The following is a 24,904-nucleotide window of genomic DNA, read 5'->3' on the forward strand; positions in this document are numbered from 1 at the left end:
TCGCAGTTCAGGCCGTCGATCGTCCGACAAATGCGCTTGCGTATTTTAGATACTACATGGTATCGTAATTCAGCCATTACGATACTGTCAAGGACCATAATTGTCGTGAACGAAAACAGTCAGGGCCGGCGCGGCCGGCCCGCCAACGAGACGCTTGGCCAAACCATAGTCGTCGCCGCGGGCGAACTCTTTGCAGAATTGGGTTTTCAAGCGACGACATTGGACAAGGTCGCCCAGCGAGCGAAGATATCCAAGCTCAGCATCTATCGGCACTTCGAGAACAAGGAGGCGCTGTTTGGCGCGGCGTTTGCGGCCCGCTGCCAACAGTTAATACCACAGGCCCTTTTTGAAGGCGTCGACGGTTCGGCGGAAGATCAGCTCATGGCGGTGGGATCGTCGCTGCTTCGCACGCTGTTGCGCCCTGACGTCCGCAATGTCGAAGCCATGGTCATGGCCGATATGACAAGTCAAAAGTCGTTGAGCAAGCTCCATTACGAAGCCGGCCCCGCCCATATCATCGCCCAAATCGAGGCCCTGTTACGTCAGTTGCACGCGAAGGCGGTTCTGAACGTGCCCGATCCTCTCCGGTCCGCCCGCTTGTTTGCCGCGCTTTTCAAAGGCTCCGATCTCCTGATTATCGCACGCTTCGATGAGGCGAGAGCAGAGGACGACAACGAGATCGAATCCTATTGCCGGTCGGCCGTCGCCATGTTCATCGCCGCGCACGGGGGCAACGACCACGCGGGGGGATAGCCTAGACGGGCCGTGAAGGACGGTGACGCAATCAATAACGCCCGCTTTTTTTGGGCGACGCCATTCAAGCGCCGCTCAAATGGACGAAGCAGGCGCGGCAGCGAAAATTGGCGCTTAGACTGCGCGATCACCACCGTTCCCCCTCACTCCCATTCGATCGTGCCGGGCGGCTTCGAGGTGACGTCGTAGACCACGCGGTTGATGCCGCGGACTTCGTTGATGATGCGGGTCGCGGCGCGGCCGAGGAATTCCATGTCGTAGTGATAGAAATCCGCGGTCATGCCATCGACGGAGGTGACGGCGCGCAGCGCGCAGACGAATTCATAGGTGCGGCCATCGCCCATGACGCCGACGGTCTGAACCGGCAGCAGCACGGCGAATGCCTGCCAGATGGCGTCGTAGAGGCCGGCCTTGCGGATTTCATCAAGATAGATCGCATCGGCTTCGCGCAGGATTTCCAGCTTCTCGCGGGTGATGCCGCCTGGGCAGCGGATGGCGAGGCCGGGGCCGGGGAAGGGGTGGCGGCCGATGAAGCTGTCGGGCAGGCCGAGCTCCTTGCCGAGCGCGCGCACTTCATCCTTGAAGAGTTCCCGCAGCGGCTCGACGAGCTGCATCTTCATGCGCTCCGGCAGGCCGCCGACATTATGGTGCGACTTGATGGTGACCGAAGGGCCGCCGGTGAAGGAAACGCTTTCGATCACGTCGGGATAGAGCGTGCCCTGGCCGAGGAAATCGGCGCCGCCAAGCTTCTTGGCTTCATCCTCGAAGGTTTCGATGAAGAGCCGGCCGATGATCTTGCGCTTCGTCTCGGGATCGGAAACACCCTCGAGCTCGCCGATGAAGCGGTCGGAAGCATCGACATGGATCAGATGCAGATTGTAGTGCTCGCGGAACATGGCAACGACGTTTGCCGCCTCGTCCTTGCGCATCAGGCCGTGGTCGACGAGGATGCAGGTCAGCTGATCGCCGACAGCCTCGTGGATCAAAAGCGCGGCGACGGAGGAATCGACGCCGCCTGACAGAGCGCAGATGACGCGCTTGTCGCCCACCTGATCACGGATCGCCTGCACTGCCTTGGCGCGATAGGCCGACATCGACCAGTCGCCTTTGATGCCGGCGATGTTGTGGATGAAGTTGCCGATCAGCTTGGCGCCATCGGGCGTATGCACGACTTCCGGATGGAACTGCACGCCGTAATATCTACGCTTCTCGTCGGCGATGAAGGCATAAGGCGCGTTCGAAGACGTGGCGACGACTTCGAAACCTTCCGGCAGCATGGTGACGCGGTCGCCGTGGCTCATCCAGACCTGATGGCGCGAACCGTTCGACCACAGACCTTCGAAGAGGGCACAATCCTTGTCGACTTCCAGGAAGGCGCGGCCGAATTCACGGTGGTGACCGCTCTCGACCTTGCCGCCGAGCTGCATGCACATGGTCTGCTGGCCGTAGCAGATGCCGAAGACCGGGATGCCGCTGTCGAAGATGATCTGCGGCGCCCGCGGCGAGCCTTCGTCCACGGTCGAGGCCGGACTGCCGGAGAGGATCACGGCCTTCGGCTGCAGCCGCTTGAAGCCGGCTTCGGCGGATTGGAAGGGGACGATTTCGCAGTAGACGCCCGCTTCGCGCACGCGCCGTGCGATGAGCTGCGTCACCTGGCTGCCAAAATCGACGATGAGAACGGTATCTGGATGTGCTGTCTGGGTCATGGCGAGCCTTTAATGAAAAGCGCTTTCCCTGGCAATCGGGCAAATCACGCAAACGGCGATTTTATTGTCCCGATTGTCCTACATTCTCTGTCTTCTTCGCAATTCCGGACGGAAAACCGCCATGCACTTTTCCTGGAATTGCTTCGGTGGTTTCCAGTCCCTCAAAACCAGAATACGCCGTCTTCGAGCGCCGTAAACAGCCCATCGACCGCGTAGGAGAGTTTGCGGTCGATCACATGCAGATATTCCGTCCAGTCGGAAATGTGCTGAAGCTCCACCTTTCCGTCGGAAATGCCACGCAGGCCGATCAGCGGCAGGCCATAGGTCTGGCAGGCGCGCAGCACGGCGAAGGTTTCCATGTCAACCATGTCGGTGCCGATGCGTTCATAGGCTTCGGAGCCGGAGACGATGTTGGCGCCCGTCGAAAGGCTGCCCTCGGCAATGGTAGGGATACGTAGTGGCAATTCGATCGTTGCAGGCAGATCGAGGAAGGGCGTGCGGCCCTTCTCAAAGCCGAGCGGCGAGGCATCCATGTCGCGGTAGGAAACCGAGGTGACCTGGTAGACCTCCGTCTGCTCCAGCTTGGCGGAGCCGGCTGAGCCGAGCGACACCACGAGATCGGGAAGGTCGCCCTGCGCTTCGAGCTGCGCGAAGGCGCGGGTGAGCACAATCGCGGCCTCCACGGGGCCGACGCCCGTCATCAGCGGATCGATGCGCGAGCGTAGGAAGGGTCCATATTCGGCCTCGGCCGCCATGACGAACAGGATCGATTTGCCCGATACCCGTTTCAGTTCGAATTTCATCCGCTAATTCCCTCTCTGCCCCGGATGACCATCATCGTTCCCGTCATCGAGGCGATCAGCTTGGCCGGTCCGTCGCCGATGGCATAGCCGCGGCCGTCGGCGACGATGATCGTCGTGCCAGGCTTGGTGACATCGCCCCGAAACAGGAAGCGCTCGCCGCGCCCGGGCGACATCAGGTTGACCTTGAATTCGATCGTGAGGATCGACGCGGAGGGATCGATGACGCTGTAGGCCGCAAAGCCGCAGGCGGAATCCAGCGCGGCGGCAATGATCCCGGCATGTAGGATTCCGTGCTGCTGTGTCAGCTTCACATCGAACGGCAGCTCGATTTCGACCGTACCATGCTCGACGCGCGTCAGTTCCGCACCGATCGTTGCCATCGCCGCCTGTCGCGCGAAGCTCGTTCTGATGCGGGTCCGAAAATCGCCGCCGGTCCCCGTGTCATCTGCCCCTGTCATGCCGTCCCCTTCTTTCGCGGGTGCGAAATTGGCATGGAGAGGCCATTTGGACAAGGGTTATCCGGTGGAAAAGCGGAAGCGTCCCAGCTTGTGCTTCCGACATCAAATTTCCACGGCCGGATCATCGTGCTATCCCAAACGGTGTAGCTATCGCGAGGGCGCAGATGACGACGATCCGGCAATCAGTGACCGCCTACGAGACCTGGATGCGGGCGCAGCTCGGCGCCGATCTGGTCGAGGTGGCGCTGGATAAGAAACACAAGCTGATGAAGGCCGACAGCTTCTCCTTCCTGCGCGGCACCTATTGGCGCTGGGCCGAAACCATCCTCGACATCTGTCCCGACCTCAAGTCCGCGCCGCAGCTGCTGGCGATCGGCGATACGCATCTCGAAAATTTCGGCACATGGCGCGACGAGGAGGGGCGGCTCGTCTGGGGTGCGAATGACTTCGACGAGGCGGCCGTCATGCCCTATGCGCTCGATCTCGTGCGGCTGGCGACCAGCGCCGTCATGGCGCGCGGTGAGGATGGGCCGACGCCGCGCGTGGTTGCCGACAACCTCCTCGCCGGCTATCGACGCGGCTTGCGCGAGCCGTCGCCCGTCATTCTCGAGCGCGACTACAAGTGGCTGCGCAATGCTGTGCTGCTGCCGAATGCCGAGCGTAAGGCCTTCTGGGAAAAATATCGCAATCTGCCGCCGGCAAGCGGCCCCGTCGCCGACCGCTATCTCAAGGCGCTGCGGAAGGCTCTTCCCGATCCGGCAACCGCATTCGAGCCGAAGCCACGTCTCGCCGGCACGGGCAGTCTCGGCCGGCCACGCTTCGTCGCCTATGTCGAATGGCGCGGCGGGCCGGTGTTGCGCGAGGTCAAGGCTTTGCTGCAATCCGGCTGGTTGCTGAAGCACGATCCGTCGGACACGAAAATTCGCACGGGTCTTATCGCCGGCGGACGGGCGCGTTCGCCCGATCCGCGCTATCGGGTGGATGGAGGCTTGCTGGTACGGCGCCTGTCGCCCAACAGCCGCAAGATCGAAGTCGACGGCGATGCCGAAGTGCTGCTCTCGCCCGACATGCTGGATCTGATGGGCTTCGAAATCGCCAATTGCCACGCCAACGATGCGTCGCTCATTCCCGGCATTCTCGCCGATCTAGATGCGCGTGGCTCGGACTGGCTGCGTATGGCGGCCAAGGCGACGGCTGTGGCAGTCAGTACGGAGCAGGCGGAGTTTGCTCGGCGGTGATGAGGTGTTGGGGCCTGAGTTCGCGGAAGGCGTATCGAAGGCTCTGCAAACTCAAGTCCATCCGATGAACAAGAAAAACCTATCTCGATCAGCCTGCAGGCCGTTTGATCCGGACGATGTGCTGGTCCCATGCGACATCGCTATGCTCAGCCAGAAAATCACCGTCATAGGACGAGACGGCAAAGCCATGCCGAGCCGGTGCGATGCCTGCCGCATCGGCGATGCTCTCCACCTTCAGTACCTTACCCGTTCTCGCATCCAGCGTCACCGAAGTCCCTTCGACCGGCGATGTGACACCAACGAGATTCTCGGCACGGTTGACTGCGATGGCGCCGACATAATTGCCAAGCGCCCGCGTCGTGTCGTCGGGCAGGGTAACGAAGGTCAGGTCCTCGCCCCTGGCGAAATGGCCGACAAGCGGCGGCAGGTCGTTGCGGTGGCCCTCATACTGGCAGGCGAACCAGACGCGGCCGCTGGCATCGATATCGACATGCCGGGTCGAGACCTGGGCATATTGCGACGGCAGTGTGTGCTTCTCGATCAGCTGGCCGCTGGCGGCGTCGATCAGCGTCAGCGACGGTTCCATATGGTCGAGGTTGAGCTTGGTGCGGCCGAAATCCGGATGGGTCTCGATGCCGCCATTGGCGACGATCAGGAACCGGCCGTCATCCGAAACCGTCATGTCATGCGGGCCGACGCCATAGGTCTCGTATTCGCCGACGCGAGCAAACCGGTTGCCCGCATCATAGAGCCCGATGATACCGCGATTATTGTCGAAATCGTTCTCGCTGGCATAGAGCAGCCTGCCGTCTGGCGAAAACGTGCCGTGCCCGTAGAAATGCCGGCCTTCTCTGGCGGAAATGACGATCGGCTCGGCCTTGTTCCAGGGATCGAAAATCATCGCATAGGTGCCGGGCCGGCGCGCGAAGGCGACGGTCTTGCCGGTCGCCTTCGAAAAGGCCATGCCGTGGGCGCGTGCGGGCAGCGCGACCTGGTCGATGATGCGCCCCTGTTCGGTCACCGTCGCCACTGCAAAGGAGCCGTCGGCGGCGCGGATGCCGGAGGCATAGACCGCATCGGCCCGCTCCAGCGCCATCAAGGCACCGGGCCTGAGTGCCGCAAGGAAGGTCAGTCCCGCTGCCTTGACGAAGGCTCTCCGATCGATGAGGCCGCTGCGCATCATGTCTAGTCTCCGTCCGCGAAGGAGAAGCCGGCTGAAAGGCCGATGGCACCGCCATACTCATCGCTGAAGCTGGTGGCGAGATCGCGGCTGACGGCGAGCAGCTTGTCGATCTTGGCGCGCTCAGCGTCGTTGCCGATGGCCGCCTCGATATCCGGATTGATCGTCGGTGCCGTCGTCGCAAGCTCGTTCAGCAGGCCGTCGATCTTGGTGGCAACCGCGCGCTTGTCCACCGGCAGCAGGCTTGCCATGTCGGCTTTTTCCCAGAGCGTCTTCAGGCCCTCGATATTGCCCGTGAACGAGGTCCACGTATTGGCCGAGCGCCAGTAGATCGCCATCTTCGGCCGCGCCGTTGCCGGATCGCCTTTGTAGAAGGTTTCCAGCCGCTGGTCGCGAACATTGGCCGCGCCATGTACGAGGATGCCAAGCAATGCGGTGACGGCCTCCTTGTTGTCCATGAAGTCATTGCTGTCCTTGCCGGGAAACTTCCAGGATTTCTGCACGCCGTCCGGCGCATCCCATTCGTCGGCGATTTCCTTGGCGGTGTTTTCGATATTGCCGGCGACAGCCGCGCCATAACGGCAACGGAAGCTCTGTTTATCCTTCCCGAGGACATTGGAGCCGTTGCCGAAGAGTACATATTCCAGTGCCGTCATGCTCATCAGCGCCACGCTCTTGCCGGCGACGGCCTCGACGGTTGTGTCCTGCTCGTCCGCCTTGGCGATCAGCGCCTGCACCTGCTTGAGGCCGACACCCTTGCGGTCGGGATAGAAGAGGATGTGCTCGAAGCGGTTCTTTTCGATGATAGGGCCGGTATCGACGATCTCGATGCGCGACCAGCTCTTCACAGTGTCACCGAAAGCCGATTTGGCGCCGGAAAGGGTGGCGTCCGTGGGATCGGCGCAAAGCGCCTTCATCGCGACATTCAGTTTCGAGGCGGAGTCGTGCATGGCGCGGTAGCCGGGGCGGATGACGTCATCCACCGCTTTCTGCAGTACGGCCGGCACCGCCGCCTCGTTCAGACCGGCGCCATTGGTCGTCGCATCCTCGGCGTGGGCAGGCAGGGCGGCAGCGGTAAGCAGTAGGCTTGCGGCCAGAGCAATTCCAGCAAAAGTGCCCAGCGGTTTTGCTGGAATTGCGTGAAAACAATGGGACGGAGCATTTGCGTGACTCTGTTTAGAGCGGAAATGCTCCGGGCGTTTCCAGTGGCGCATCAGAGGGACTCCAGAAAGTTGATGAGGGCTTGCCGATCGTCCTTCGAAAGATCGGCGAATGCATTGCGGGCTTTTTCCGCCTCTCCTCCATGCCAGAGGATGGCTTCAGTCAATGTGCGGGCGCGGCCGTCATGCAGATAAGCCTGCCGGCCGCTCACCGTCTGTGTCAGGCCTATACCCCAGAGCGGCGGCGTGCGCCAATCGCGACCGGATGCCACGCCGACCTGCTGTCCATCCGACAAGCCTTCACCCATGTCGTGCAGCAGGAAATCGGAGTAAGGCCAGATCAGCTGGAACGCCTGCGGCGAAACCTTACCGTCGCTGCTTTTCAGGCCGTCGCGTGTCACGAATTTCGGCGTGTGGCAGGCGGCACAGCCGGATCGATAGAACATGTCCTTGCCGTGCAGCACGGCGGGCTGGCTCGTCGATCGGCGGGCGGGCACGGCAAGATTTTCGGAATAGAAGGTGACGAGCGGAAGCACCGGGTCCGGCGCTTCTGTGTCGCCCAGGCGCTTCTGCACGCCGGTCGGCATGGTCAGACATTGCGGTTCTTTGGCGGTGCAGTCGCCATAGGGGTTTGGCCGGTCCGGCGTCGAAATGCCGATATCGGCGGAAAAGGCGTCGGCCACCTGGTCGCGCACGGTTGCATTCTGGGCCTTCCAGCCGAAACGCCCGAGCGCGAGTTGACCCGTGCGATGATCGCGGACGATGGCGGGGCGGCCGCGAATGCCGGTGCCCTTCTTATCGTCCGGGTCGGCATTGGCGAGAATATCGGCATCCGGGATGGCCTCGACCAGGCCGAGGCCGATCATCGGCGGCGCGATGCGCGCTGAAAGCGTGGTGTTGACGTCCATCGGCCCGTAGGCGAGATCGCTGACGCCGTAATGCGGCTTGCGCAAGGTCACGGTCTCGCCGCCGGCAAGCGTCACCGTCTCCTCGCCATAACTCACAGTCACCTTGCCTTCGGCGGCGAGCCCGGGGACGGCAAGATCCTGCAGCTGTGCCCCATAGGTCGAATCCGGGAAATTGAGCATGTGATGGTCCCTGACCGCCTGCTCCTCTTCCGGCGTGATGGCGGCCCTTGCCAGGCGCAAGACTATCGAGGTCGCGGCCGCGCCCGCTTCCTCCGGCGGATGGCCGCGCCCGTCGCGAATATGGCAGCTTTGGCAGGAGCGGGCATTGAACAGCGGCCCCAGCCCATCGGAGGCCTGGGTGGAGGAGGGGGCGGAGACCCAGAGCTTGCGGAAAAGCGCATTGCCGAGATGAAAGTCCTGCCCCTGCGCCTGGTCTAGCTTGGCCGAGGGTTGGGAGAAGATATCGCGCGTGACCTTGTCGATCGAGGTCAGGCCGCCGCCCTGCATCGTTTCATAGGGTTCGGCCTTGAGAAAATTGCTGGTCGCGCGGGTCACGTCGCGCACGCGCTTCAACTCCTCAGCGGAGAGGTCGGTGCGGTTACTCGGAAAATCGAGGATGTCCGCGGCGGCGAGCGTGATGGAAAAAACCAAAAAAGCCGCAGCGATGGCGGGCAAAAAGGCGCGATTGGCCGGAATGCATGTCATGGGTGTCGGGGCGGCAACGCCTTGTCGCGCTGCCACCCTCCCTTATTACTTCTTCTTGAAGACGGAGTTCGGATTGTCCAGGCTGTCCGAACCTTCGAGCTTGATCGTGCCGAGATCGAGAGCAGCGATGACGCGCTGGATGCTCTTTGTCTGGTCGAGTAGGCCGTCAATCGCCTTCTGAACCGTCGCGTTGCCTTCCTTGTTGCCCTCGCCGATCATCTGATCGTATTTTTCAACCGTCTCGCCGCGATGCACCAGCGCCTTCATGGCAGCAAGTGTCGCGTCGAGCTTGCCTTCCATTTCCTTGTCGAGCGCCGGATCCTTGGCCTTGACAAGATCGTGCAGTGACGGACCCTTCAACTTGGTGCCGTCGGCGCGGGTGTAATTGCCGTTGTAGGCAGACGCGATGCCGACGGCATCGCCATTGTGCTCGTTATAGGTATTGTCTGAGAAGCAATCCTGCTCTTCTTCCGGATCGTGCAGCAGCAGGCCGAGCTTCATGCGCTCGCCGGCAAGCTCACCGTAGGAAAGCGAGCCCATGCCGGTTAGGATAGCGGTGAGGCCGGCCTTCGGATCGGCTTCGACATGCTTGGTGGCTTCGCCGTCCGGCGCCCACTTGTCCGTCATCTCCTGCAGGTCCGAAACCAGCAGCGTGGACGCGGACTTCAGATATTCGGCGCGGCGGTCGCAATTGCCATGCGTGCAATTCTTCAGATCGTAGTCGGTTGCCGGACGCTCGCCCGCACCGGCATCCGTGCCGTGCAGGTCCTGGCCCCACAGAAGGAATTCGATGGCGTGGTAGCCGGTCGCGACATTGGCTTCGATGCCGCCGGCCTGATGCAGTGTGGCCGACAGGAATTCCGGCGTCAGATGCGATGCGTCGATATCCTTGCCGTTGATCTTGATCGTCTTGTTGGCGATGACATTGGCGACATAGAGCGCATTCTCATCGCTTTCCGTGCCGTAGGAGGCGTCGACATAGTCGATCAGGCCTTCGTCCAGCGGCCAGGAATTCACCTTGCCTTCCCAGTCGTCGACGACCGGATTGCCGAAGCGATAGACTTCCGTCTGCGCGTAGGGAACGCGAGCCTTGATCCAGGCCGCACGTGCCGCCTTAAGGGTCTTGTCGCTGGGGTTGGCGAGCAGGGCGTCGATCGCCTTGTCGAGTGCTTTCGCCGTCGTCAGGGAGTCCTGGTACTTGGCATGCGCGAGCTCTGTGTAGTGCTTGAGAACGGCTGCCGGTTCGGGAGTTGCCGCAAGGGCGGGAAGGGTGGACGCGGCAGTCGCGATAACGGCCACCGCGAGCGCGGCGCCAATTTTGTTCTTTAGTTTCATGTTCCTCTCCTGTGACAGCGGGGGCACCGTCAAAACTTGGCAATTTGTCTCATGTATGAAAAACAAACTTGTGTCAAACGCTCTAGTTTAGAACGATTTTAAGGCGAGGAACCTCGGGTGTACGGCGACAAGCGAAATGAATTTGCCTTCAAATGGCAGGCATAGGCCGCTTGAGAGGTTGTCGGCAGGGCGGTGCAAGCAGGGCTACGACAGGACAATCGGCCGAGCACAATCGCTAGTCGATCGCCGCCAGCTCACATCTTCCGTTGCAGACGGCTGAAGAAGAAGCCGTCGGTATCGGTGGAGGCTGGCGTCAGCGTAATGGTCTTGCCATCCGAGGAGCGGGGCTTTGGGGCATCCTTCCCGAACAGCTTCCGCCATGAGCTCAGGGTCTCCACGACTTCGAAGTCCGGATTCTGGGCGGCGAAACGGTTTACCTGTGCTTCATTCTCTTCCGGCAGCACCGAACAGGTGACGTAAAGCAGCGCGCCGCCGGGGCGGACGAATTCGCCGGCTTGCGCCAAGGCTTCCTGTTGCTGGCTGATGCGCTCGTCGAGGTTCTTCTGCGTCAGCCGCCATTTGGTATCGGGACGGCGCCGCCAGGTGCCGGTCCCGGTGCAGGGAGCGTCGACCAGAACCTTGTCGAACTTGCCGCGCAGTTGGAGCAGGCCGTTGCGGTCGTCATGGACCTGGACATTGCGGGTACCGGCCCGCTTCAGGCGCTCGATGATCGGCGCCAGCCGCCGCCGGTCGCTGTCATAGGCATGGACCTGGCCCTTGTTGTGCATCGCGGCCGACATGGCGAGCGTCTTGCCGCCACCGCCGGCGCAATAGTCGAGCACCTGATCGCCTTCTTCAGGCAGAACCAGATCCGCGACGATCTGCGAACCTTCGTCCTGCACCTCGAACCAGCCTTTCTGGAAGGAGAGCTCGGCCGTGACGTTCGGCAGGCGTGACGCACCTTCGCCGGCCGGAATTCGGATGCCGAACCGGGCGATTTTCGATGCCTGGCCGCCAGCGCGTTCCAGCGCTTTCACGACCTTGGCGCGATCGGCCTTCAGTGCATTGGCGCGGAGGTCGAGCGTCGGACGTTCGGCGAGAGCTTGCGCTTCCGAAAGCCAGCCATCGCCGAAGGCTTGGCTGAAGGAGGGCTCGACCCATTCGGGAATATCGCCCTGGATGTGACGGGGCGCATCTTCGAGCTTGCGGGCCGCAAAAGCGGCCAATGTTTCGGCGCTCGGCGCCTCGGGAGCAAATTTATCACCGTCGAGCTCGGCGGCCAGCGCCTCGGGCGTCAGGCCCCATTGGCGGAAGAGTACAGCATGGGCAAGCGCGGACGCACTGTCGTCTTCCATCAGCCAGGCATGCGAAAGCCGCATGCGCAGGGCGTCATAGACGATGTTGCCGATCGCGGCTCTGTCGCCGGAGCCGGCGAAGCGATGGGCAAGGCCCCAATCCTTCAGGGCATCGGCCACCGGTCGCTTGCGCGCTTCGATATCGGCAAGAACTTCGATGGCCCCCTGCAATCGGCCGCCCAGACGCATTCACACTCTCCTGCTCGCGCATGACCCGGAACCCGTTGGAGCTCATCTTGGGAATCTGCGCCCTACCAAAACCGCTGACGTCTCGCCGATCCGCGCAGACAATGCCCATGGCGGCGGATTTTGAGACGTCTCAACCGCGTGGTAGCCGCGATTGGCCGAGAGAGCAAGCGTCATGCCGATTTGCCGGTAGTTCCGGCTTCCGGCGATTACTTCGAGGCGACGACCTCGTAACAGACCTTGGCGGTACCCGAAGCGACCATGCCGATGTTCTGTGCGGCAGCGCGGGAGAGATCGAGAACACGTCCGCGAATGAAGGGCCCACGGTCGTTGATGCGAACGACGACGCTGCGGCCATTGTGCTTGTTGGTGACCCTGAGACGCGTGCCGAAGGCAAGCGAGCGGTGGGCTGCAGTAAGATTTCTGGAACTCATGCGTTCCCCGGAAGCAGTCTTGGAGCTTCCCCCGTACCATGAAGCGCCTCCGCAGCCAGCGGATGCAAATGCCGGAGTCGAAACGACAGCAATGGAGGCGGATATAGTTGCGGCGATTGCCAAAGAACGTGCGATTTTCTTCAAACCGATTTTTCCCTCAAGCTATTGAACTTGCGCCCTGGGTAGGCGGCGGGGCTTAAATCAGGCCAAAAATGGCGAAAAAGTGCCACTTTCAATCACGGAATATTACAGACTGTAACATTCGTGATATTGGGGGAATACTGGGACTATTCAGCGGATTTGCTTGATCGTGGAAAAAACCCAATAAAATCAGTTAAAAATGGAATGAATTTTCTCGAAGGTGCCGGGTGATGTCAGTCATCACAAAAATCGGAAAAATAATTTTCCGACTTTGCCATAATCGTCGCCGCATTTGTGCAATTTTAGAGGTCGTTAACCATAAATGCGGAGCAAATTGAACTAGAGCGGCCGGCTAAGTAGGAATTTTCATGCGATATCGTCTGGCATGGAGACCGATTTCTCAGCCGCGCCACGTTGCAGAGGACCATAATTCGGCGAGCGACATACGATACTCTGGGTAGCGAAACTGGAAGCCGAGCGCGCGCAGTTTCCCGTTCGAAACGCGCTTGTTCTCGCCGTAGAAGGAGCGTGCCATCGGCGTCAGCTCGGCCGTTTCGAAAGGCTGTTCCGGTGGCGGTTCGACGCCCATCAGGCGGGCAGCTTCGACGATGACATCCTGCGGCGGCGCAGGTTCGTCATCGGTGACATTATATATGCCGCCGAGCTTGCGGTCGGACAGGAAGCGGGCGCAAGCGCCGATATCCTCGACGCGGATGCGGTTGAACACCTGGTTCGCCTTGATGAGCCTCCGGGCGGTTCCCTTTTCCAGATTGCAGAAGGCATTGCGGCCGGGGCCGTAAATGCCGGAAAGGCGGAGTACAGCGACGGGAAGGCCGAGCCGGATGCCGACGCGCAGCCAGCCGTCTTCCGCTTCTACCCGCTCGACCGAGCGGTCCGCGACGGGGTGCAGCGGGGTCTGCTCGCTGACCCAGGCACCCTTGTGGTCGCCATAGACGCCGACGGTCGAGAGATAGCAGATCCATTCCAGCTTTGGCAGCAATGCCTTGAGATTGAGCTGCGCCAGCCGCAACAGCGGATCGCCCGATTTGCCGGGCGCGATCGATTGCACCAGATGCGTTGCCGTTTGCATCGCCTCGGCCAGAGCCGGATCGATCGTTTCACCGTCGAAGACGAAGGCTTCGATGCCTTCCTTCGTTAACAATGCCGCCTTGTCGGCGGAGCGGGTCGTGCCGGTGATGCGAACGCCGGAGCCGGCGAAGGCCTTGGCGATGGCCGTTCCGGAATAGCCGCAGCCGAAAATCATCACATGCATCACGATACCCCTGCCAGTTTCCATTCGGCGCGAACTTCTTCGTCTGCCTCGTCATGTCTTTGTGCCGCAAACGCATGGAATTCGCCAGCCGTCATCAGTCGCGATAGCGCCCAAACCGCCATGCCGCGCACGGTGGGCGAGGGATCTCCGGCCAGTTCGCGACATTTCTCTATAAAGGAGCGATCGCCCGAATTGCCGGCGGCGATGAGTACATTGCGGATGAAGCGGTCCCGGCCGATGCGCTTGACCGGCGAGCCGCTGAAGAAAGCACGAAAAGCCGCATCATCCAGATTGAGCAGGAGGGCGATCGACGGTTCCTTGAGATCCTCGCGCGCCACCAACTTCATCTCCGAGGCGGCGCTTGCGAACTTGTTCCAGGGGCAGGCGGCAAGGCAGTCATCGCAGCCATAGATGCGGTTGCCGATCAACGGCCGAAGCTCAGGATCGATCGGACCCTTGTGTTCGATGGTCAGATAGGAAATGCAGCGCCGTGCATCAAGCTGATAGGGCGCCGGGAAGGCAGCGGTCGGGCAGGCATCGAGACAGGCCCGGCAGGAGCCGCAATGGTCGATCTCCGGCTCATCCGGCTCGAGTTCGGCCGTGGTGAACATCGAGCCCAGAAAGAGCCATGAGCCGAAGGCGCGGCTGACGAGGTTGGTGTGCTTGCCCTGCCAGCCGAGACCGGCAGCCTCTGCCAGCGGTTTCTCCATGACAGGCGCCGTATCGACGAAGACCTTGACATCCTCCTTCGAGCGCGCCGCGAAGCGGGTGGCGATCTCCTTCAGCCTACCCTTGATGATGTCGTGATAGTCGCGGTTTCTGGCATAGACGGAGATCGCCGCCTTGTCCTGCTTTTCCAGAATGCCGCGCGGATCTTCGTCGGGACCATAATTCAGGCCGAAGACGACGATGGAGCGGGTCTCGCTCCAGAGCACGCGCGGATCGCCGCGGCGGTCGCGTGTCTCTTCCATCCACCCCATGGTGCCGTGATGGCCTTTGTCGAGAAACTGGCCGAGCCGGACCGCCGCTTCGGGTATGGCGTCCGGCCTGGTAATGCGACAGAGATCGAAACCATAGGCACGCGCTTCCTCTCGCAAGAAAGCGGTCAGTGTGTTTCTTCGCTTGTCAGCTTTTTCCGCTTCGCGATCACCGGGCATATCGAGCCCTCGTCAGAAATCCAGATCGGCATAGTGCGAAACTGGTGTGACTCCACGCACGCGCTCCGCCAGGATCGGCCGGAAGGATGGGCGCGATTTCAGCCGCTGATACCATTCCTTGGCAACAGGCGATTCCGTCCAGTCGATCTCACCCAGATAGTCTAGCACGGAAACCGAGGCCGCGGCGGCGAGATCGGCATAGCTCAGGCGCTCACCGGCCAGCCACTGCCGCGAACCTGCAAGCCAGGACAGATACTTCATATGCTGGCGGATATTACCGCGCGCCATGCGCATGACCTTGGAATCGGGCGCGCCACCGCCTTGCTCGGCGGTCATCTGCAGCTTGAAGACGCGCTCGCGCGTCAGCGGCCGCGTCACATCCTGCTCCATCTTCTGCATGAACCATTCCGTCAGCCGGCGTATTTCGGCGCGCTGGAACGGATCTTCGGCCAGAAGCCGGCGGTCGCGCTTCAGAACGCCATGTGTCTCGTCAAGATATTCGGAAATGACCGAGGCGCCACAGAGCGCCCGCATGCTGTCATCGACATAGACAGGCAGGGTGCCGGCGGGGTTCAGTGCCAGGAAATCGCGTCGCTTTTCCCAGGTCTGTTCCTCGATCAGCTCCGTCTGATAGCCATATTCCGTCAGGATCAGACGAACGAACCGGGAGGAAGATGACATTGGGTGATGATACAGCGTCGGCATTGGTACTCGGGTGTTTCTGATTGATGCTACGGAAGTCTTTTGGGTCGCGATTCTGCGGCCCTAGTCATTTGTCATCGGTTGAAGCTATAGGATCTTGGCCTAGTTTGCACAAGCGAATCGGGCCGCCCTGCCGTTAGACAAAGGACACGATATGGCTGAACAAATTATTATCGCGTTGGTTTTAGGCCTTGTGGAGGGGCTTACGGAGTTCATTCCGGTCTCCTCTACGGGCCATCTGATATTGCTTGGACATTTTCTCGGCTTCAAATCGGCCGGTACTTTTGAAGTTTTGATCCAGCTCGGCGCGATTCTCGCCATTCTGCTTGTCTATTTCAATCGTCTCGTCCAGATCGCCAAGGCGCTGCCCGTCAGCGTCAAGGCTCGTCACTTCGTTCTGGCCGTCCTCTTCGGCTTTCTGCCCGCTGCCGTCATCGGCGCACTGGCGCATGATTTCATCAAGACCGTGCTGTTCGATTCGCCGAAGGTCATCTGTATCTCGCTGATCCTCGGCGGCATCGTCCTGCTCGTCATCGACAGGATCGAGTTCAAGCCGAGATACACCAGCGCCTACGAATTTTCCTGGCCGATGGCGGTCAAGATCGGCTTCTTTCAGTGCCTGGCCATGATTCCTGGAACGTCGCGCTCCGGTTCCACCATCGTCGGTGCCCTGCTGCTCGGCGCCGACAAGCGTTCGGCCGCTGAATTTTCCTTCTTCCTCGCCATGCCGACGATGGTCGGCGCTTTCACTCTGGATTTGTGGAAGAGCCGCCATGATCTCAGCTTCGCCGATGGTCAGCTGATCGTCATCGGCTTCTTCATGGCCTTCATCTCGGCGTTGCTCGTCGTGCGCGCGCTGCTCGACTTCGTATCCCGCCGGGGTTATGCCCCCTTCGCATGGTGGCGAATTGCTGTCGGCACGATCGGTCTTGTCGGTCTTTATTTCGGCTGAGACCGCTCGTTCGCGCTGATATCCTGGAAAAATGAAGGCCGGTCAAAACCGGCCTTTTTCATACCCGATCAGTTCCGGGAGGACGTGTCGATGGAACCCGTCGTGCAGGGGTCGACGCCGTAGGTCGGCGCACATTCGCCCTTGATCGAGGCGATGCTGCCGCGGGCCACGAAGGAGCCTGCGAGAATCACCAGTGCCGCGCACGCAAACAAAAGCGCGATAGACTTGCCCATCGAAGAATGCCTTTCCGCAGAAGTGTGAAGCGCGCCGCGAACCGGTTCATTGTCCAAGCCTGAGACGCGCGGCTGTGTTAGTCAGTGGAATGAGCAATAGCAATAAATGTTCATATTAAATTTGACGTTAATGCTACTATTTCCAGACTGCGTCTTTTGAGCAACGCCAAGCTGTGAATGGCGCTGCTCTGCCAGCGTCTTAAAGTACGATTCTGTCTTCGCGGGGCAATAAAAAACGCCGCTCGGCAAAGCCGGGCGGCGGGTGAATTTCGTGGAACGGCCGAATCGTCAGGCGGCTTTGCCCGAGCCGGTAAACTGGCCCTGCGGGCGGTAACGCACCAGATAAGACGGCAGCACGGAGACAAGCAATGTCGGCAGCAGGCCGATGCCCTTCAAAGTGCGTCCTTCCGCTTCCGCCTGCTTCGAAACGACGTTGTCGCTCTTCAGCAGCGTTACCTGGTCGGCGGTGATCGGCGGCTTGATGAGCGGCACCAGCGACGCGACCGAGCCGATCAGCGAAGCCAGCCCGAAGGGGATGGAGACGAATGACTTCTTCCGATTGATGACGGCAAGCGTGGTCTCGAGACATTCGCGGAAAGACAGGATTTCGGGGCCGCCGAGCTCATAGGTCGTACCGGCCTTCAGCTTGCCGTCGACGCTCCGCGCAACGGTCTCGGCGATATCCTGCACATAAACGGGCTGGAACTTCGTCTTGCCGCCGCCGATCAGCGGTAGGAACGGCGCGGTGCGCGACATGTCGGCGAACTTGTTGAAGAATTCGTCTTCCGGCCCGAACACGATCGAAGGGCGCAGGATGATTGCATCCGGCTTGATCGACAGAATGGCGGTTTCGGCGCGAGCCTTGGTTCGGGCATAGGCCGAAGGCGAGTTGGCGTCGGCGCCCAGTGCCGAAATATGCGTCAGCGAGGCGCCGGCGCCGCGGGCGGCTTCCGCAATCGCCTTGGCACCAAATTCTTGCACCGCATCGAAGGTATTGCGGCCGCTTTCAGCGAGAATGCCGACGCAGTTGACGACATGCTGCGCGCCTTCGACGGCGCGGTCGATGGAATTGCGGTAGCGCACATTGGCCTGAACGATCGAAATCTGGCCGAGATTGCCGAGCGGCTGCAGGAAGCCGGCAAGGTCGGGACGGCGAACGGCGACACGGATGCGATAGCCGCGCTTGGCGAGCGCACGCACGACGTGCCGCCCGATGAAACCTGATCCTCCGAACACGGTAACGAGCGGCGGGAGGTTGGACAGGGTCATGGCAGGCTCCTCGAAAGGCTTGGATTGGGCTTATCTGGTTTCGTCTTAGCCGATCCGCGCGCCGAGGTGAAGTGCTATCGCGCTGCATTGCAGCGTCGGCTTTTCAAGGGAGTTAGACGCCTTCGACGACGACCATTTCAGCGTCTGCCACCTGCTGGCGGATTTTGGCGGCGATCTGATATTCGGGCGAATTGTAGCAATCGACGGCATGCTGCAGCGACGGAAACTCGATCACGACGTTGCGGCCGCGTGCCTGTCCCTCCAGCGGGGTAAACGCTCCGCCGCGGGCAAGGAAATTCGCGCCGTATTTCTCGAAGGCGGGCTTCGCGGCAGCAACGTAATCCTTGTAGCGCTCGGGGTCGCGAACATCCACGCGCGCAATCCAATATCCCTTTGGCATGTTTTCCTCCCAGCTTGCTTTTGTATCTTAGAGTGCGGCGTCCATCTCGGCGAGGATGGCGCGAGCGGCCTCCTTTGGATCGGCCGCCTTGACGATCGGTCGTGCGACGACGAGATGGCTCGATCCGGCCTTGATGGCGTCAGCCGGCGTCATCACGCGCTTTTGGTCGCCCTTGTCGCTGCCGGCCGGCCGGATGCCGGGGGTCACCAGCGCCATATCCGGCCCGATGATCTTGCGGACCGCGGCGGACTCTTCCGCCGAACAAACGATACCGCCCATGCCCGCGAGATGCGCCTGTTCGGCCCGGCGCAGCACCAGCGTGTGCGGATCATATTCATAACCGGCGGCGATGAGATCGCCTTCGTCCATCGAGGTCAGCACGGTGACGCCGAGCAGGCAGAGGTCCGAGCCTTTGGCCGCCGCGACGGCCGCCTTCATCGCTTTCGGATAGGCGTGCAGCGTCAGCATCGACATGCCCATCTTGACGATATTCTCCACGCCGGAGGCCACCGTATTGTCGATGTCGAGCAGCTTCATGTCGAGGAAGATCTTCTTGCCGCTGGCGGCGAGATCGCGGGCGAATTCCAGGCCGCCGGCGAAGGCGAGCTGATAGCCGATTTTGTAATAGAGGATATCATCGCCGAGGGCGCCGACCACTTTTTCGGCCTCCTGAAGGTTTGGAACATCCAGTCCAACGATCAAGCGGTCGCGTGCGGTCATATCAAGCCCATCCCATCCAGTCTTCCATGGGTGTCCAGTCGCATGAGACGGCGCGCTTCGCAAGATCGAAACAGAAAAGATTGCCGCCGCCCGGCGGCTGATCGCCTTGCCGCGCGATCGGCTTCCCCTCCAGATGGCATTTCAGCAGCGTGCCGACGCCGCCATGGCCGACGAAGGCGATCGGCACTTTCGGATCGTGGCGCGCAAGAACGGCCTCGACATTGGAGACGATCCTCGCCTGCGCATCGATAGCGCGTTCCCAGCCCTTGAAGCTCTCATGCGGATTGGCAAAGAACCAGTCCGCCGCTTTTTCGAACTCCGGCGGCGGCAGAAAACCTGTGGCGCTGCGATCGTTTTCATGCATGGCTTCGATGACCTCGATCGGCGCACCGCTTGCAGCTGCCAAAGCCTCGGCCGTTTCGATTGCCTTGCGCTCGCCGCTGGAAACGATCAGGCCGAGCTTGCCAGCCCAGGGCCGTCCCGCCGCCATTCGCGCCCGCTCGGCGCCAATGTCGGACAAGCCCCATTGCGGCACCGGCACATTCGGGTCGATCCGCACCTGTGGGTGCGTAACATAAAGAGCGTACATGGATTTCTCAGCGATTGCTTCAGCCGCGGCTATAGACCCAGAGCTGGGCCGGCGGAATGTTGCGGACGATAAAGTCGTAATGTCGGATATGATAGCGATCCGGCTTGGCGATGATCGGCGAGACCGGGCCGTAGGAAATCTGAACCACCGGCCGGCCGGGCGGAATGCGATCCAGCAGGCTCTCGAGAAGCGCGACGCGCGCCTTCATCGGGAAATTGAGGAGGGGAATGCCCGAGACGACGGAATCGAACGTCTGGCCGCGAAGCACGCCCAGCGTTTTATCGAGATCGAAGGCGTCGCCATTGATGAAGTTGACGCCGGGGTAACGACGGACGAGATGATTGTAGAAATCGGTGGAATATTCGATGGCAACGAGATTTTGCGGCTCGACGCCGCGCCCGAGGATCGCCTTGGTGATCGCGCCTGTTCCCGGCCCAAGCTCCAGCACGGGCAGCCCTGATTGCGTGTTGATGACGCCAGCCATCTTGCGAGCCGTAATCGACGAAGTAGGAACGATCGACCCCACGGTCTTGGGTCCCTGCATCATGCCTTTGAAGAAACGAATCTCCTCGTCGAATTTCTTGCCAAGCCGTTCCTTGAGACGCAGCGCCATGCTCTCCCCCCATCAGATGTTACCGTCGCGACTTACATATTGCTTCTCTAGATCTTGCAATCGAATGACGCAATAACAAGAGAAAATGTCGCAATCGACAAAAGACCAAATAAAAGCGCCCTTGCATTGGATAAACGCAGAAAGGGCGCTTTGGTTTCCCTAGAGCCGGATGAGACATCCGGCTCTAAAATCAAAGAAGTGGAGCATGATGTCGTCCGAAAACCGCTCACACTTTTCGGCATCATGCTCTACACGCGCATCGGCATCAGCACATAAAGCGCGTCGTCGCCGGCCGTGTCGCGAATGAGCGTCGGCGAGCCGGCATCGGCCAGCAGGAATATGGCTGCATCGCCGGAAAGCTGTGCGGTAATGTCGAGCAGGTATTTGGCGTTGAAGCCGATTTCCATCGGGTCCATCTCATAGCCGACGGCAACTTCTTCCGTCGCACTTCCCGAATCCGGATTGTTGACGGTCAGCAGCAGCTGGCCGTCAGACAGTGCCAGCTTCACGGCGCGGCCACGCTCCGAAGAGATCGTCGATACGCGGTCGACCGCCTGGGCGAAAGTCTCGCAATCGACCCGCATTTCCTTGTCGTTGTTGGCCGGAATGACGCGCTGATAGTCCGGGAAAGTACCGTCGATCAGCTTTGAGGTCATGACGATCGAGCCGATCGTCAGGCGGATCTTGGCGTCGGAGACTTCGACGGTGACCATCGCGTCCGGCGTGTCCACGAGCTTCTGCAGTTCTCCCACAGTCTTGCGCGGGATGATGATCCCAGGCATGCCTTCGGAGCCCGAAGGTGCGCTGACATCGGCGCGCGCCAGACGATGGCCGTCGGTGGCGACAGCCCGGAGCTTCAGGTCGCCGCCGCTTTCGATGGTGTGGAAGAAGATGCCATTGAGGTAGTAACGCGTCTCTTCGGTGGAGATCGCAAACTGCGTGCGGTCGATCAGCATCTTCAGATCGGACGCCTTCAGCTTGAAGGAATGGCTGAAGCTGCCGGCGGTGAGATCGGGGAAATCGGATTCCGGCAGGCACTGCAGCGAGAATTTCGAGCGGCCGGAAGCGACCGTCATCGAGCTGCCGTCGGGATTGGTGGCGAGAAGCACTTCCGAACCATCGGGAAGCTTGCGCACGATGTCGTAAAGCAAATGCGCGGGAACCGTGGTGGCGCCGGCCTGTTCTACATTGGCGGGCGTTGCCTCGGTGATTTCGAGATCGAGGTCGGTCGCCTTCATGTCGAGGTTCGTGCCGTCGGCTTTGAGCAGCACGTTGGACAGGATCGGGATCGTGTTGCGACGCTCGACCACGCGATGCACGTGGTTCAGCGACTTCAGGAGGTTCGACCGCTCTATTGTAATACGCATGGATGCTACCGCTTTCGACCGTGACTTGCCGGGCGGCCCGAGGCGCCCGAGCGACATGTTTTCGGACAAGGCCCGAAAGATTGGACAGGCAACTTGGCAGACTTCTCCATCCGAATGCAAGAGGCATAGGCGATCTGTCGGGCGCCAATTCGCCATTTCGTCGGCAATGCTCCACAGGAATTGCACCGCTCTTGCCGTCCGTGCGCGTCTCGCCCATAAAGGCTGCTTATCCCAAGTGAATTCAGGACCGGCATGAACGAAGAGCAATCAGGCGGCGGTACACGCAGTTTCCGCCTGCATAACAATCAGATCCTGGCCCGCCCCCTTGAACCGGCGCTCTATCTCGTCGCGACGCCGATCGGCAATCTCGGCGATATCACTTTGCGGGCGCTGGAGACGCTGGCCGGTGCCGATGTGCTGGCGTGCGAGGATACGCGTGTCACCCGCGTCCTGCTCGACCGCTATGGCATCCAGAACAAGCCCTATGCCTATCACGAATACAATGCCGATGAGGCAGGCCCCCGGCTGCTGCAAGCTCTGGAAGCTGGCCGATCGGTCGCGCTGGTATCGGATGCCGGCACCCCGCTCGTCTCCGATCCCGGTTACCGTCTCGCAGTGCAGGCGATCGAAGCGGGATATAAGGTCGTTCCCATTCCCGGCGCCTCCGCACCGCTTGCGGCCCTCGTCGGCTCCGGCCTGCCCAACGACGCCTTCTTCTTTGCCGGTTTCCTGCCCACCAAGGACAAGGGTCGGCGCGATCGGCTGGCCGAGCTGGCAGGCATCCCCGCAACCCTCATCTTCTTTGAATCGCCGCATCGCATCGCTGCAACTCTTGCCGCCGCTGCCGATGTGCTGGGGGGCGAGCGTGCCGGCGCCGTCTGCCGCGAGCTGACGAAAACCTTCGAGGAATTCCGTCGCGGCACACTGTCCGAACTCGCGTCATTCTATGACGCGGTCGACAATGTGAAGGGCGAGATCGTCTGGCTCGTCGGCCCGCCGGCGGAAAACGTCGCGGCGGCGGCCGATGTCGATGCCATCCTCGCCGATCTCTCAGAGACCATGCCGACCGCCAAGGCGGCAACGGAGGCTGCGCGCTTGACCGGCTTGCCGCGCAAGGAGCTTTACCAGCGCCTGCTCGACATGAAGGAGCGCCATGGCTGATACGAAGCCCGGGTCCGGCGAGAAGCTGAAGCGGCAAAAGGCATGGCGGCGCGGCCATGTTGCCGAATATCTCGCCGCCGCCTTCTTGATGCTCAAGGGCTATCGCATCCTGGCGATCCGCCATCGCACCAAGCTCGGCGAAATCGATATCGTCGCCCGCAAAGGCGATCTCGCCGTCTTCGTCGAGGTCAAATCCAGACGCGGCGCGCAGGAGGCGATCGACGCCGTTTCCTTCTCTTCGCAAAACCGCATCCGTGCCGCGAGCGATCTCTGGCTCGCGCGGCAACCGGATTTCGCCCGTCTCTCGCAACGCTACGACATCGTCGCCATGCTCCCCGGTCGCTGGCCGCAGCATTTTCCCGATGCGTTTTGAGCGCGGCGTTACAAGACCGTCACAAAATCAGCCTATTGCCGGGCGACCAGCACCTGCGATTTCTCTGCGCGCGCTCCTTATTTCAGTTCGACAGGCTCTATCATGATCCGCAACACCGTCTCCGCCTTCACCGTACCATCGCAGGAAGAGCGAAAGAGCTTCCTTTCGCTTGAAAAGACCCCGGCCGTTCACGCCGAAAAGCTTGCGTCGCTCGCCTGCCTGAATACGGTGCGCGTCGGTGGGGCGGCCGGTAAAGTCGAGGCTTTGGCCTTCCCTTTTGCTGTCGCTGCCTGGAATCTCGAGCGCTGCCTGTTTCCGGAGGAAAGTGCGGCCAAGCTGCGGGAAACCGGTGCGCCGCTGATCCTGCTGTCGGAAATGGATCTGGGCATGGCCCGCACCGAACAGCGCGACCCGACCGCGATCATCGCCGGCGAACTCGGCATGAATCATGCCTATGGTGTCGAGTTTCTTGAACTCAGTCTTGGCTCGGAAATCGAGCGCTCCTACTGCCGCGACGATTTTAATGAGAAGGGCTTTCACGGCAACGCCCTGATGGCCTCCGTCGCTCTGAAGGATGCTTTCATGATCCGTCTGCCCGGTGAGGCCGTCTGGTTCAACGATAGCAACGAGCAGCCGCGCATCGGCGATCGCTGCGCCGTCGGCGCCATCGTCACGACGGAGGCCGGCCCCATGGTCGCCGTTTCCGTTCATCTCGAAAGTGTTGCCACTGCTGCCTATCGCGAGCGGCAGTTGGCGGCGCTGATTGATGAGGTCGAGGCTTTCGCGCCTGGTCTGCCGATCCTGATCGGCGGCGATCTCAACACCGGCAACCACACCGGCGGCGATTATTCGACGGATACGCTGTTCGCCATGGCCGAAGGCCGAGGCTTCGAGTGCCATGGCGGGCCGCTCGATCAGACAAGCACGCGCCCGAGCCTGATCACACGTTTCCCCGATCGCGCCATGAAGCTCGACTGGTTCATCACCCGCGGCTTGAAGATCGGCGAGAGTCATCTTGTGTCCTCTCTCAACGGCGAGGGCAAGCCGCTCTCCGACCATGATATGGTCGTTTGCACAATCGAAGGTTTTTCCGCCTGATCGCTGCAATCGTTAAAATGCACTTGGTTTCATGAACTTTGCCGTTACCCGTTCCATGCGATGAGATCGCAGACGCTCATGGAATTTTGGGGGATTGCATGGTCTTGAAATTAATGTTGGCGAGCATGGCGGCCTTTGCCACCCGTGCCGCGCCAGTCGTCCTCGCGCTGCCGCGATCGAAAAGCTTCGTGGCTGGCGCCAGCAACGAAATGGAAATGAAGCCGTCGCCGATCGAGCCATCCTGGATCTTGTCGGGCAATCCCGTTGCCCGCATCGCCGAGCATTCGCGCGGGCAAGACGATGCCGCCATGACCGCGCTGTGGGATTGCACGGCGGGCGAGTTCCGCTGGTATTTCGGCTGGGATGAAACCGTCATGATCCTTGAGGGCGAAGTGCATATCACCACGGAAGACGGCGTCGAGCGCACGCTGCATGCCGGCGATGTCGCCTACTTCGCCGGGGGCACCTGGGCGACATGGCGCATCGATCGCTACCTGCGCAAAGTCGCTTTCTTGCGCAAGCCATTCCCGAAGCCTTTGACCATGGCCTATCGCCTGCGCAACCTCGTCCGCCAGGGCAACACACAGGGCCTTGCTGCCTAAGCAGGGCCACCTTGGCGGAAGCCCTTGAATAGC

Annotated in this window: 26 protein-coding genes; 7 read left to right on the top strand and 19 right to left on the bottom strand. The window is 61.0% G+C overall.

The window, feature by feature from the left end; all coding sequences use genetic code 11:
- Nucleotides 1-105: 105 nt before the first annotated feature.
- Nucleotides 106-753 (top strand): TetR/AcrR family transcriptional regulator, encoded by a 648-nt coding sequence (locus FHX05_RS08925; RefSeq protein ID WP_112399659.1) that lies wholly within the window; start codon nt 106-108, stop codon nt 751-753.
- 143 nt (nt 754-896) lie between these two features.
- Here FHX05_RS08925 and guaA read toward each other — a convergent pair whose 3' ends face one another.
- The 3 genes from guaA to FHX05_RS08940 all read right to left on the bottom strand — a co-directional run bounded on the left by guaA (nt 897) and on the right by FHX05_RS08940 (nt 3,720).
- On the bottom strand, nt 897-2,459 hold the full coding sequence (guaA, locus tag FHX05_RS08930; protein WP_112399658.1) for a glutamine-hydrolyzing GMP synthase: 1,563 nt from the start codon (nt 2,457-2,459) through the stop codon (nt 897-899).
- A 161-nt stretch (nt 2,460-2,620) separates the two neighbouring features.
- Nucleotides 2,621-3,262, bottom strand: coding sequence for a 5'-methylthioadenosine/S-adenosylhomocysteine nucleosidase (locus FHX05_RS08935; protein WP_112336756.1), 642 nt, complete (start codon nt 3,260-3,262; stop codon nt 2,621-2,623).
- Complete coding sequence (locus FHX05_RS08940) at nt 3,259-3,720, bottom strand: PaaI family thioesterase (protein WP_112336852.1); 462 nt, start codon at nt 3,718-3,720, stop codon at nt 3,259-3,261. Before FHX05_RS08940 ends, FHX05_RS08935 begins: the two co-directional genes overlap by 4 nt.
- Before the next feature lie 164 nt (nt 3,721-3,884).
- Here FHX05_RS08940 and FHX05_RS08945 point away from each other — a divergent pair, with 164 nt between their 5' ends.
- Nucleotides 3,885-4,958 (top strand): DUF2252 family protein, encoded by a 1,074-nt coding sequence (locus tag FHX05_RS08945; protein WP_183871340.1) that lies wholly within the window; start codon nt 3,885-3,887, stop codon nt 4,956-4,958.
- A gap of 88 nt (nt 4,959-5,046) precedes the next feature.
- On the opposite strand, the gene FHX05_RS08950 is transcribed toward FHX05_RS08945, so the two are convergent.
- The 9 genes from FHX05_RS08950 to FHX05_RS08990 form a co-directional block, all read right to left on the bottom strand.
- On the bottom strand, nt 5,047-6,141 hold the full coding sequence (locus tag FHX05_RS08950; protein WP_183871341.1) for a DUF1513 domain-containing protein: 1,095 nt from the start codon (nt 6,139-6,141) through the stop codon (nt 5,047-5,049).
- A gap of 2 nt (nt 6,142-6,143) precedes the next feature.
- Complete coding sequence (locus FHX05_RS08955) at nt 6,144-7,352, bottom strand: imelysin family protein (RefSeq protein ID WP_246698890.1); 1,209 nt, start codon at nt 7,350-7,352, stop codon at nt 6,144-6,146.
- Nucleotides 7,352-8,911 (bottom strand): di-heme oxidoredictase family protein, encoded by a 1,560-nt coding sequence (locus FHX05_RS08960; RefSeq protein WP_183872399.1) that lies wholly within the window; start codon nt 8,909-8,911, stop codon nt 7,352-7,354. The genes FHX05_RS08955 and FHX05_RS08960 overlap by 1 nt, the downstream gene beginning before the upstream one ends.
- 45 nt (nt 8,912-8,956) lie before the next feature.
- Nucleotides 8,957-10,246, bottom strand: coding sequence for an imelysin family protein (locus FHX05_RS08965; protein ID WP_183871342.1), 1,290 nt, complete (start codon nt 10,244-10,246; stop codon nt 8,957-8,959).
- A gap of 254 nt (nt 10,247-10,500) precedes the next feature.
- A complete protein-coding gene (locus FHX05_RS08970) occupies nt 10,501-11,790 on the bottom strand; it encodes an RsmB/NOP family class I SAM-dependent RNA methyltransferase (RefSeq protein ID WP_183871343.1) in 1,290 nt (429 codons plus the stop codon).
- A 206-nt stretch (nt 11,791-11,996) separates the two neighbouring features.
- Nucleotides 11,997-12,365 carry a septal ring lytic transglycosylase RlpA family protein gene (locus FHX05_RS08975; RefSeq protein WP_015338531.1) on the bottom strand — a complete coding sequence of 123 codons (369 nt, stop codon included), beginning with the start codon at nt 12,363-12,365 and terminating at the stop codon, nt 11,997-11,999.
- 397 nt (nt 12,366-12,762) lie between these two features.
- Nucleotides 12,763-13,635 (bottom strand): SDR family oxidoreductase, encoded by an 873-nt coding sequence (locus FHX05_RS08980; protein WP_183872401.1) that lies wholly within the window; start codon nt 13,633-13,635, stop codon nt 12,763-12,765.
- A complete protein-coding gene (queG, locus tag FHX05_RS08985; RefSeq protein WP_183871344.1) occupies nt 13,635-14,792 on the bottom strand; it encodes a tRNA epoxyqueuosine(34) reductase QueG in 1,158 nt (385 codons plus the stop codon). Before queG ends, FHX05_RS08980 begins: the two co-directional genes overlap by 1 nt.
- Before the next feature lie 12 nt (nt 14,793-14,804).
- The gene (locus FHX05_RS08990) at nt 14,805-15,497 is read right to left on the bottom strand and encodes a glutathione S-transferase family protein (protein ID WP_015338534.1); all 693 of its coding nucleotides are present in this window, start codon (nt 15,495-15,497) and stop codon (nt 14,805-14,807) included.
- A gap of 151 nt (nt 15,498-15,648) precedes the next feature.
- Here FHX05_RS08990 and FHX05_RS08995 point away from each other — a divergent pair, with 151 nt between their 5' ends.
- The gene (locus FHX05_RS08995) at nt 15,649-16,446 is read left to right on the top strand and encodes an undecaprenyl-diphosphate phosphatase (RefSeq protein WP_183871345.1); all 798 of its coding nucleotides are present in this window, start codon (nt 15,649-15,651) and stop codon (nt 16,444-16,446) included.
- 68 nt (nt 16,447-16,514) lie between these two features.
- Here FHX05_RS08995 and FHX05_RS09000 read toward each other — a convergent pair whose 3' ends face one another.
- The 7 genes from FHX05_RS09000 to dnaN form a co-directional block, all read right to left on the bottom strand.
- Nucleotides 16,515-16,679 carry a hypothetical protein gene (locus FHX05_RS09000; protein ID WP_015338536.1) on the bottom strand — a complete coding sequence of 55 codons (165 nt, stop codon included), beginning with the start codon at nt 16,677-16,679 and terminating at the stop codon, nt 16,515-16,517.
- 288 nt (nt 16,680-16,967) lie between these two features.
- Complete coding sequence (locus FHX05_RS09005; protein WP_112336747.1) at nt 16,968-17,948, bottom strand: complex I NDUFA9 subunit family protein; 981 nt, start codon at nt 17,946-17,948, stop codon at nt 16,968-16,970.
- Nucleotides 17,949-18,060: 112 nt separating this feature from the next.
- Complete coding sequence (locus FHX05_RS09010; RefSeq protein ID WP_075856622.1) at nt 18,061-18,348, bottom strand: DUF1330 domain-containing protein; 288 nt, start codon at nt 18,346-18,348, stop codon at nt 18,061-18,063.
- A gap of 27 nt (nt 18,349-18,375) precedes the next feature.
- Entirely contained in the window at nt 18,376-19,068 is a 693-nt protein-coding gene (gene pyrF, locus FHX05_RS09015) for an orotidine-5'-phosphate decarboxylase (protein WP_183871346.1), read from the bottom strand.
- A 1-nt stretch (nt 19,069) separates the two neighbouring features.
- Nucleotides 19,070-19,657, bottom strand: coding sequence for a histidine phosphatase family protein (locus tag FHX05_RS09020; protein WP_183871347.1), 588 nt, complete (start codon nt 19,655-19,657; stop codon nt 19,070-19,072).
- Between the two features lie 19 nt (nt 19,658-19,676).
- Complete coding sequence (gene pmtA, locus FHX05_RS09025; RefSeq protein ID WP_015338541.1) at nt 19,677-20,270, bottom strand: phospholipid N-methyltransferase PmtA; 594 nt, start codon at nt 20,268-20,270, stop codon at nt 19,677-19,679.
- A gap of 248 nt (nt 20,271-20,518) precedes the next feature.
- Nucleotides 20,519-21,637: a DNA polymerase III subunit beta gene (gene dnaN / locus FHX05_RS09030; protein ID WP_112399709.1), complete on the bottom strand. Its 1,119-nt coding sequence runs from the start codon at nt 21,635-21,637 to the stop codon at nt 20,519-20,521.
- A 252-nt stretch (nt 21,638-21,889) separates the two neighbouring features.
- On the opposite strand from dnaN, the gene rsmI reads away from it, so the two are divergent.
- The 4 genes from rsmI (at nt 21,890) to FHX05_RS09050 (ending at nt 24,871) form a co-directional block, all read left to right on the top strand.
- A complete protein-coding gene (rsmI, locus tag FHX05_RS09035) occupies nt 21,890-22,798 on the top strand; it encodes a 16S rRNA (cytidine(1402)-2'-O)-methyltransferase (RefSeq protein WP_183871348.1) in 909 nt (302 codons plus the stop codon).
- Nucleotides 22,791-23,171, top strand: a complete 381-nt coding sequence (locus tag FHX05_RS09040) for a YraN family protein (protein WP_112336742.1) — start codon at nt 22,791-22,793, stop codon at nt 23,169-23,171. Before rsmI ends, FHX05_RS09040 begins: the two co-directional genes overlap by 8 nt.
- A 102-nt stretch (nt 23,172-23,273) precedes the next feature.
- Entirely contained in the window at nt 23,274-24,269 is a 996-nt protein-coding gene (locus FHX05_RS09045) for an endonuclease/exonuclease/phosphatase family protein (RefSeq protein WP_183871349.1), read from the top strand.
- Between the two features lie 98 nt (nt 24,270-24,367).
- Nucleotides 24,368-24,871 (top strand): cupin domain-containing protein, encoded by a 504-nt coding sequence (locus FHX05_RS09050; RefSeq protein WP_112609297.1) that lies wholly within the window; start codon nt 24,368-24,370, stop codon nt 24,869-24,871.
- Nucleotides 24,872-24,904 lie beyond the last annotated feature (33 nt).

The sequence above is a fragment of the Rhizobium sp. BK491 genome (genome assembly GCF_014194925.1).
Taxonomy (GTDB): Bacteria; Pseudomonadota; Alphaproteobacteria; order Rhizobiales; family Rhizobiaceae; genus Rhizobium.

Coding starts and splice junctions, on each gene's coding strand:
- guaA (WP_112399658.1), bottom strand. CDS start 2,459: ATGACCCAGACAGCACATCCAGATACCGTTCTCATCGTCGATTTTGGC.
- FHX05_RS08935 (WP_112336756.1), bottom strand. CDS start 3,262: ATGAAATTCGAACTGAAACGGGTATCGGGCAAATCGATCCTGTTCGTC.
- FHX05_RS08940 (WP_112336852.1), bottom strand. CDS start 3,720: ATGACAGGGGCAGATGACACGGGGACCGGCGGCGATTTTCGGACCCGC.
- FHX05_RS08945 (WP_183871340.1), top strand. CDS start 3,885: ATGACGACGATCCGGCAATCAGTGACCGCCTACGAGACCTGGATGCGG.
- FHX05_RS08950 (WP_183871341.1), bottom strand. CDS start 6,141: ATGATGCGCAGCGGCCTCATCGATCGGAGAGCCTTCGTCAAGGCAGCG.
- FHX05_RS08955 (WP_246698890.1), bottom strand. CDS start 7,352: ATGCGCCACTGGAAACGCCCGGAGCATTTCCGCTCTAAACAGAGTCAC.
- FHX05_RS08960 (WP_183872399.1), bottom strand. CDS start 8,911: ATGACATGCATTCCGGCCAATCGCGCCTTTTTGCCCGCCATCGCTGCG.
- FHX05_RS08965 (WP_183871342.1), bottom strand. CDS start 10,246: ATGAAACTAAAGAACAAAATTGGCGCCGCGCTCGCGGTGGCCGTTATC.
- FHX05_RS08970 (WP_183871343.1), bottom strand. CDS start 11,790: ATGCGTCTGGGCGGCCGATTGCAGGGGGCCATCGAAGTTCTTGCCGAT.
- FHX05_RS08980 (WP_183872401.1), bottom strand. CDS start 13,635: ATGCATGTGATGATTTTCGGCTGCGGCTATTCCGGAACGGCCATCGCC.
- queG (WP_183871344.1), bottom strand. CDS start 14,792: ATGCCCGGTGATCGCGAAGCGGAAAAAGCTGACAAGCGAAGAAACACA.
- FHX05_RS08990 (WP_015338534.1), bottom strand. CDS start 15,497: ATGCCGACGCTGTATCATCACCCAATGTCATCTTCCTCCCGGTTCGTT.
- FHX05_RS08995 (WP_183871345.1), top strand. CDS start 15,649: ATGGCTGAACAAATTATTATCGCGTTGGTTTTAGGCCTTGTGGAGGGG.
- FHX05_RS09000 (WP_015338536.1), bottom strand. CDS start 16,679: ATGGGCAAGTCTATCGCGCTTTTGTTTGCGTGCGCGGCACTGGTGATT.
- FHX05_RS09005 (WP_112336747.1), bottom strand. CDS start 17,948: ATGACCCTGTCCAACCTCCCGCCGCTCGTTACCGTGTTCGGAGGATCA.
- FHX05_RS09010 (WP_075856622.1), bottom strand. CDS start 18,348: ATGCCAAAGGGATATTGGATTGCGCGCGTGGATGTTCGCGACCCCGAG.
- pyrF (WP_183871346.1), bottom strand. CDS start 19,068: ATGACCGCACGCGACCGCTTGATCGTTGGACTGGATGTTCCAAACCTT.
- FHX05_RS09020 (WP_183871347.1), bottom strand. CDS start 19,657: ATGTACGCTCTTTATGTTACGCACCCACAGGTGCGGATCGACCCGAAT.
- pmtA (WP_015338541.1), bottom strand. CDS start 20,270: ATGGCGCTGCGTCTCAAGGAACGGCTTGGCAAGAAATTCGACGAGGAG.
- dnaN (WP_112399709.1), bottom strand. CDS start 21,637: ATGCGTATTACAATAGAGCGGTCGAACCTCCTGAAGTCGCTGAACCAC.
- rsmI (WP_183871348.1), top strand. CDS start 21,890: ATGAACGAAGAGCAATCAGGCGGCGGTACACGCAGTTTCCGCCTGCAT.
- FHX05_RS09040 (WP_112336742.1), top strand. CDS start 22,791: ATGGCTGATACGAAGCCCGGGTCCGGCGAGAAGCTGAAGCGGCAAAAG.
- FHX05_RS09045 (WP_183871349.1), top strand. CDS start 23,274: ATGATCCGCAACACCGTCTCCGCCTTCACCGTACCATCGCAGGAAGAG.
- FHX05_RS09050 (WP_112609297.1), top strand. CDS start 24,368: ATGGTCTTGAAATTAATGTTGGCGAGCATGGCGGCCTTTGCCACCCGT.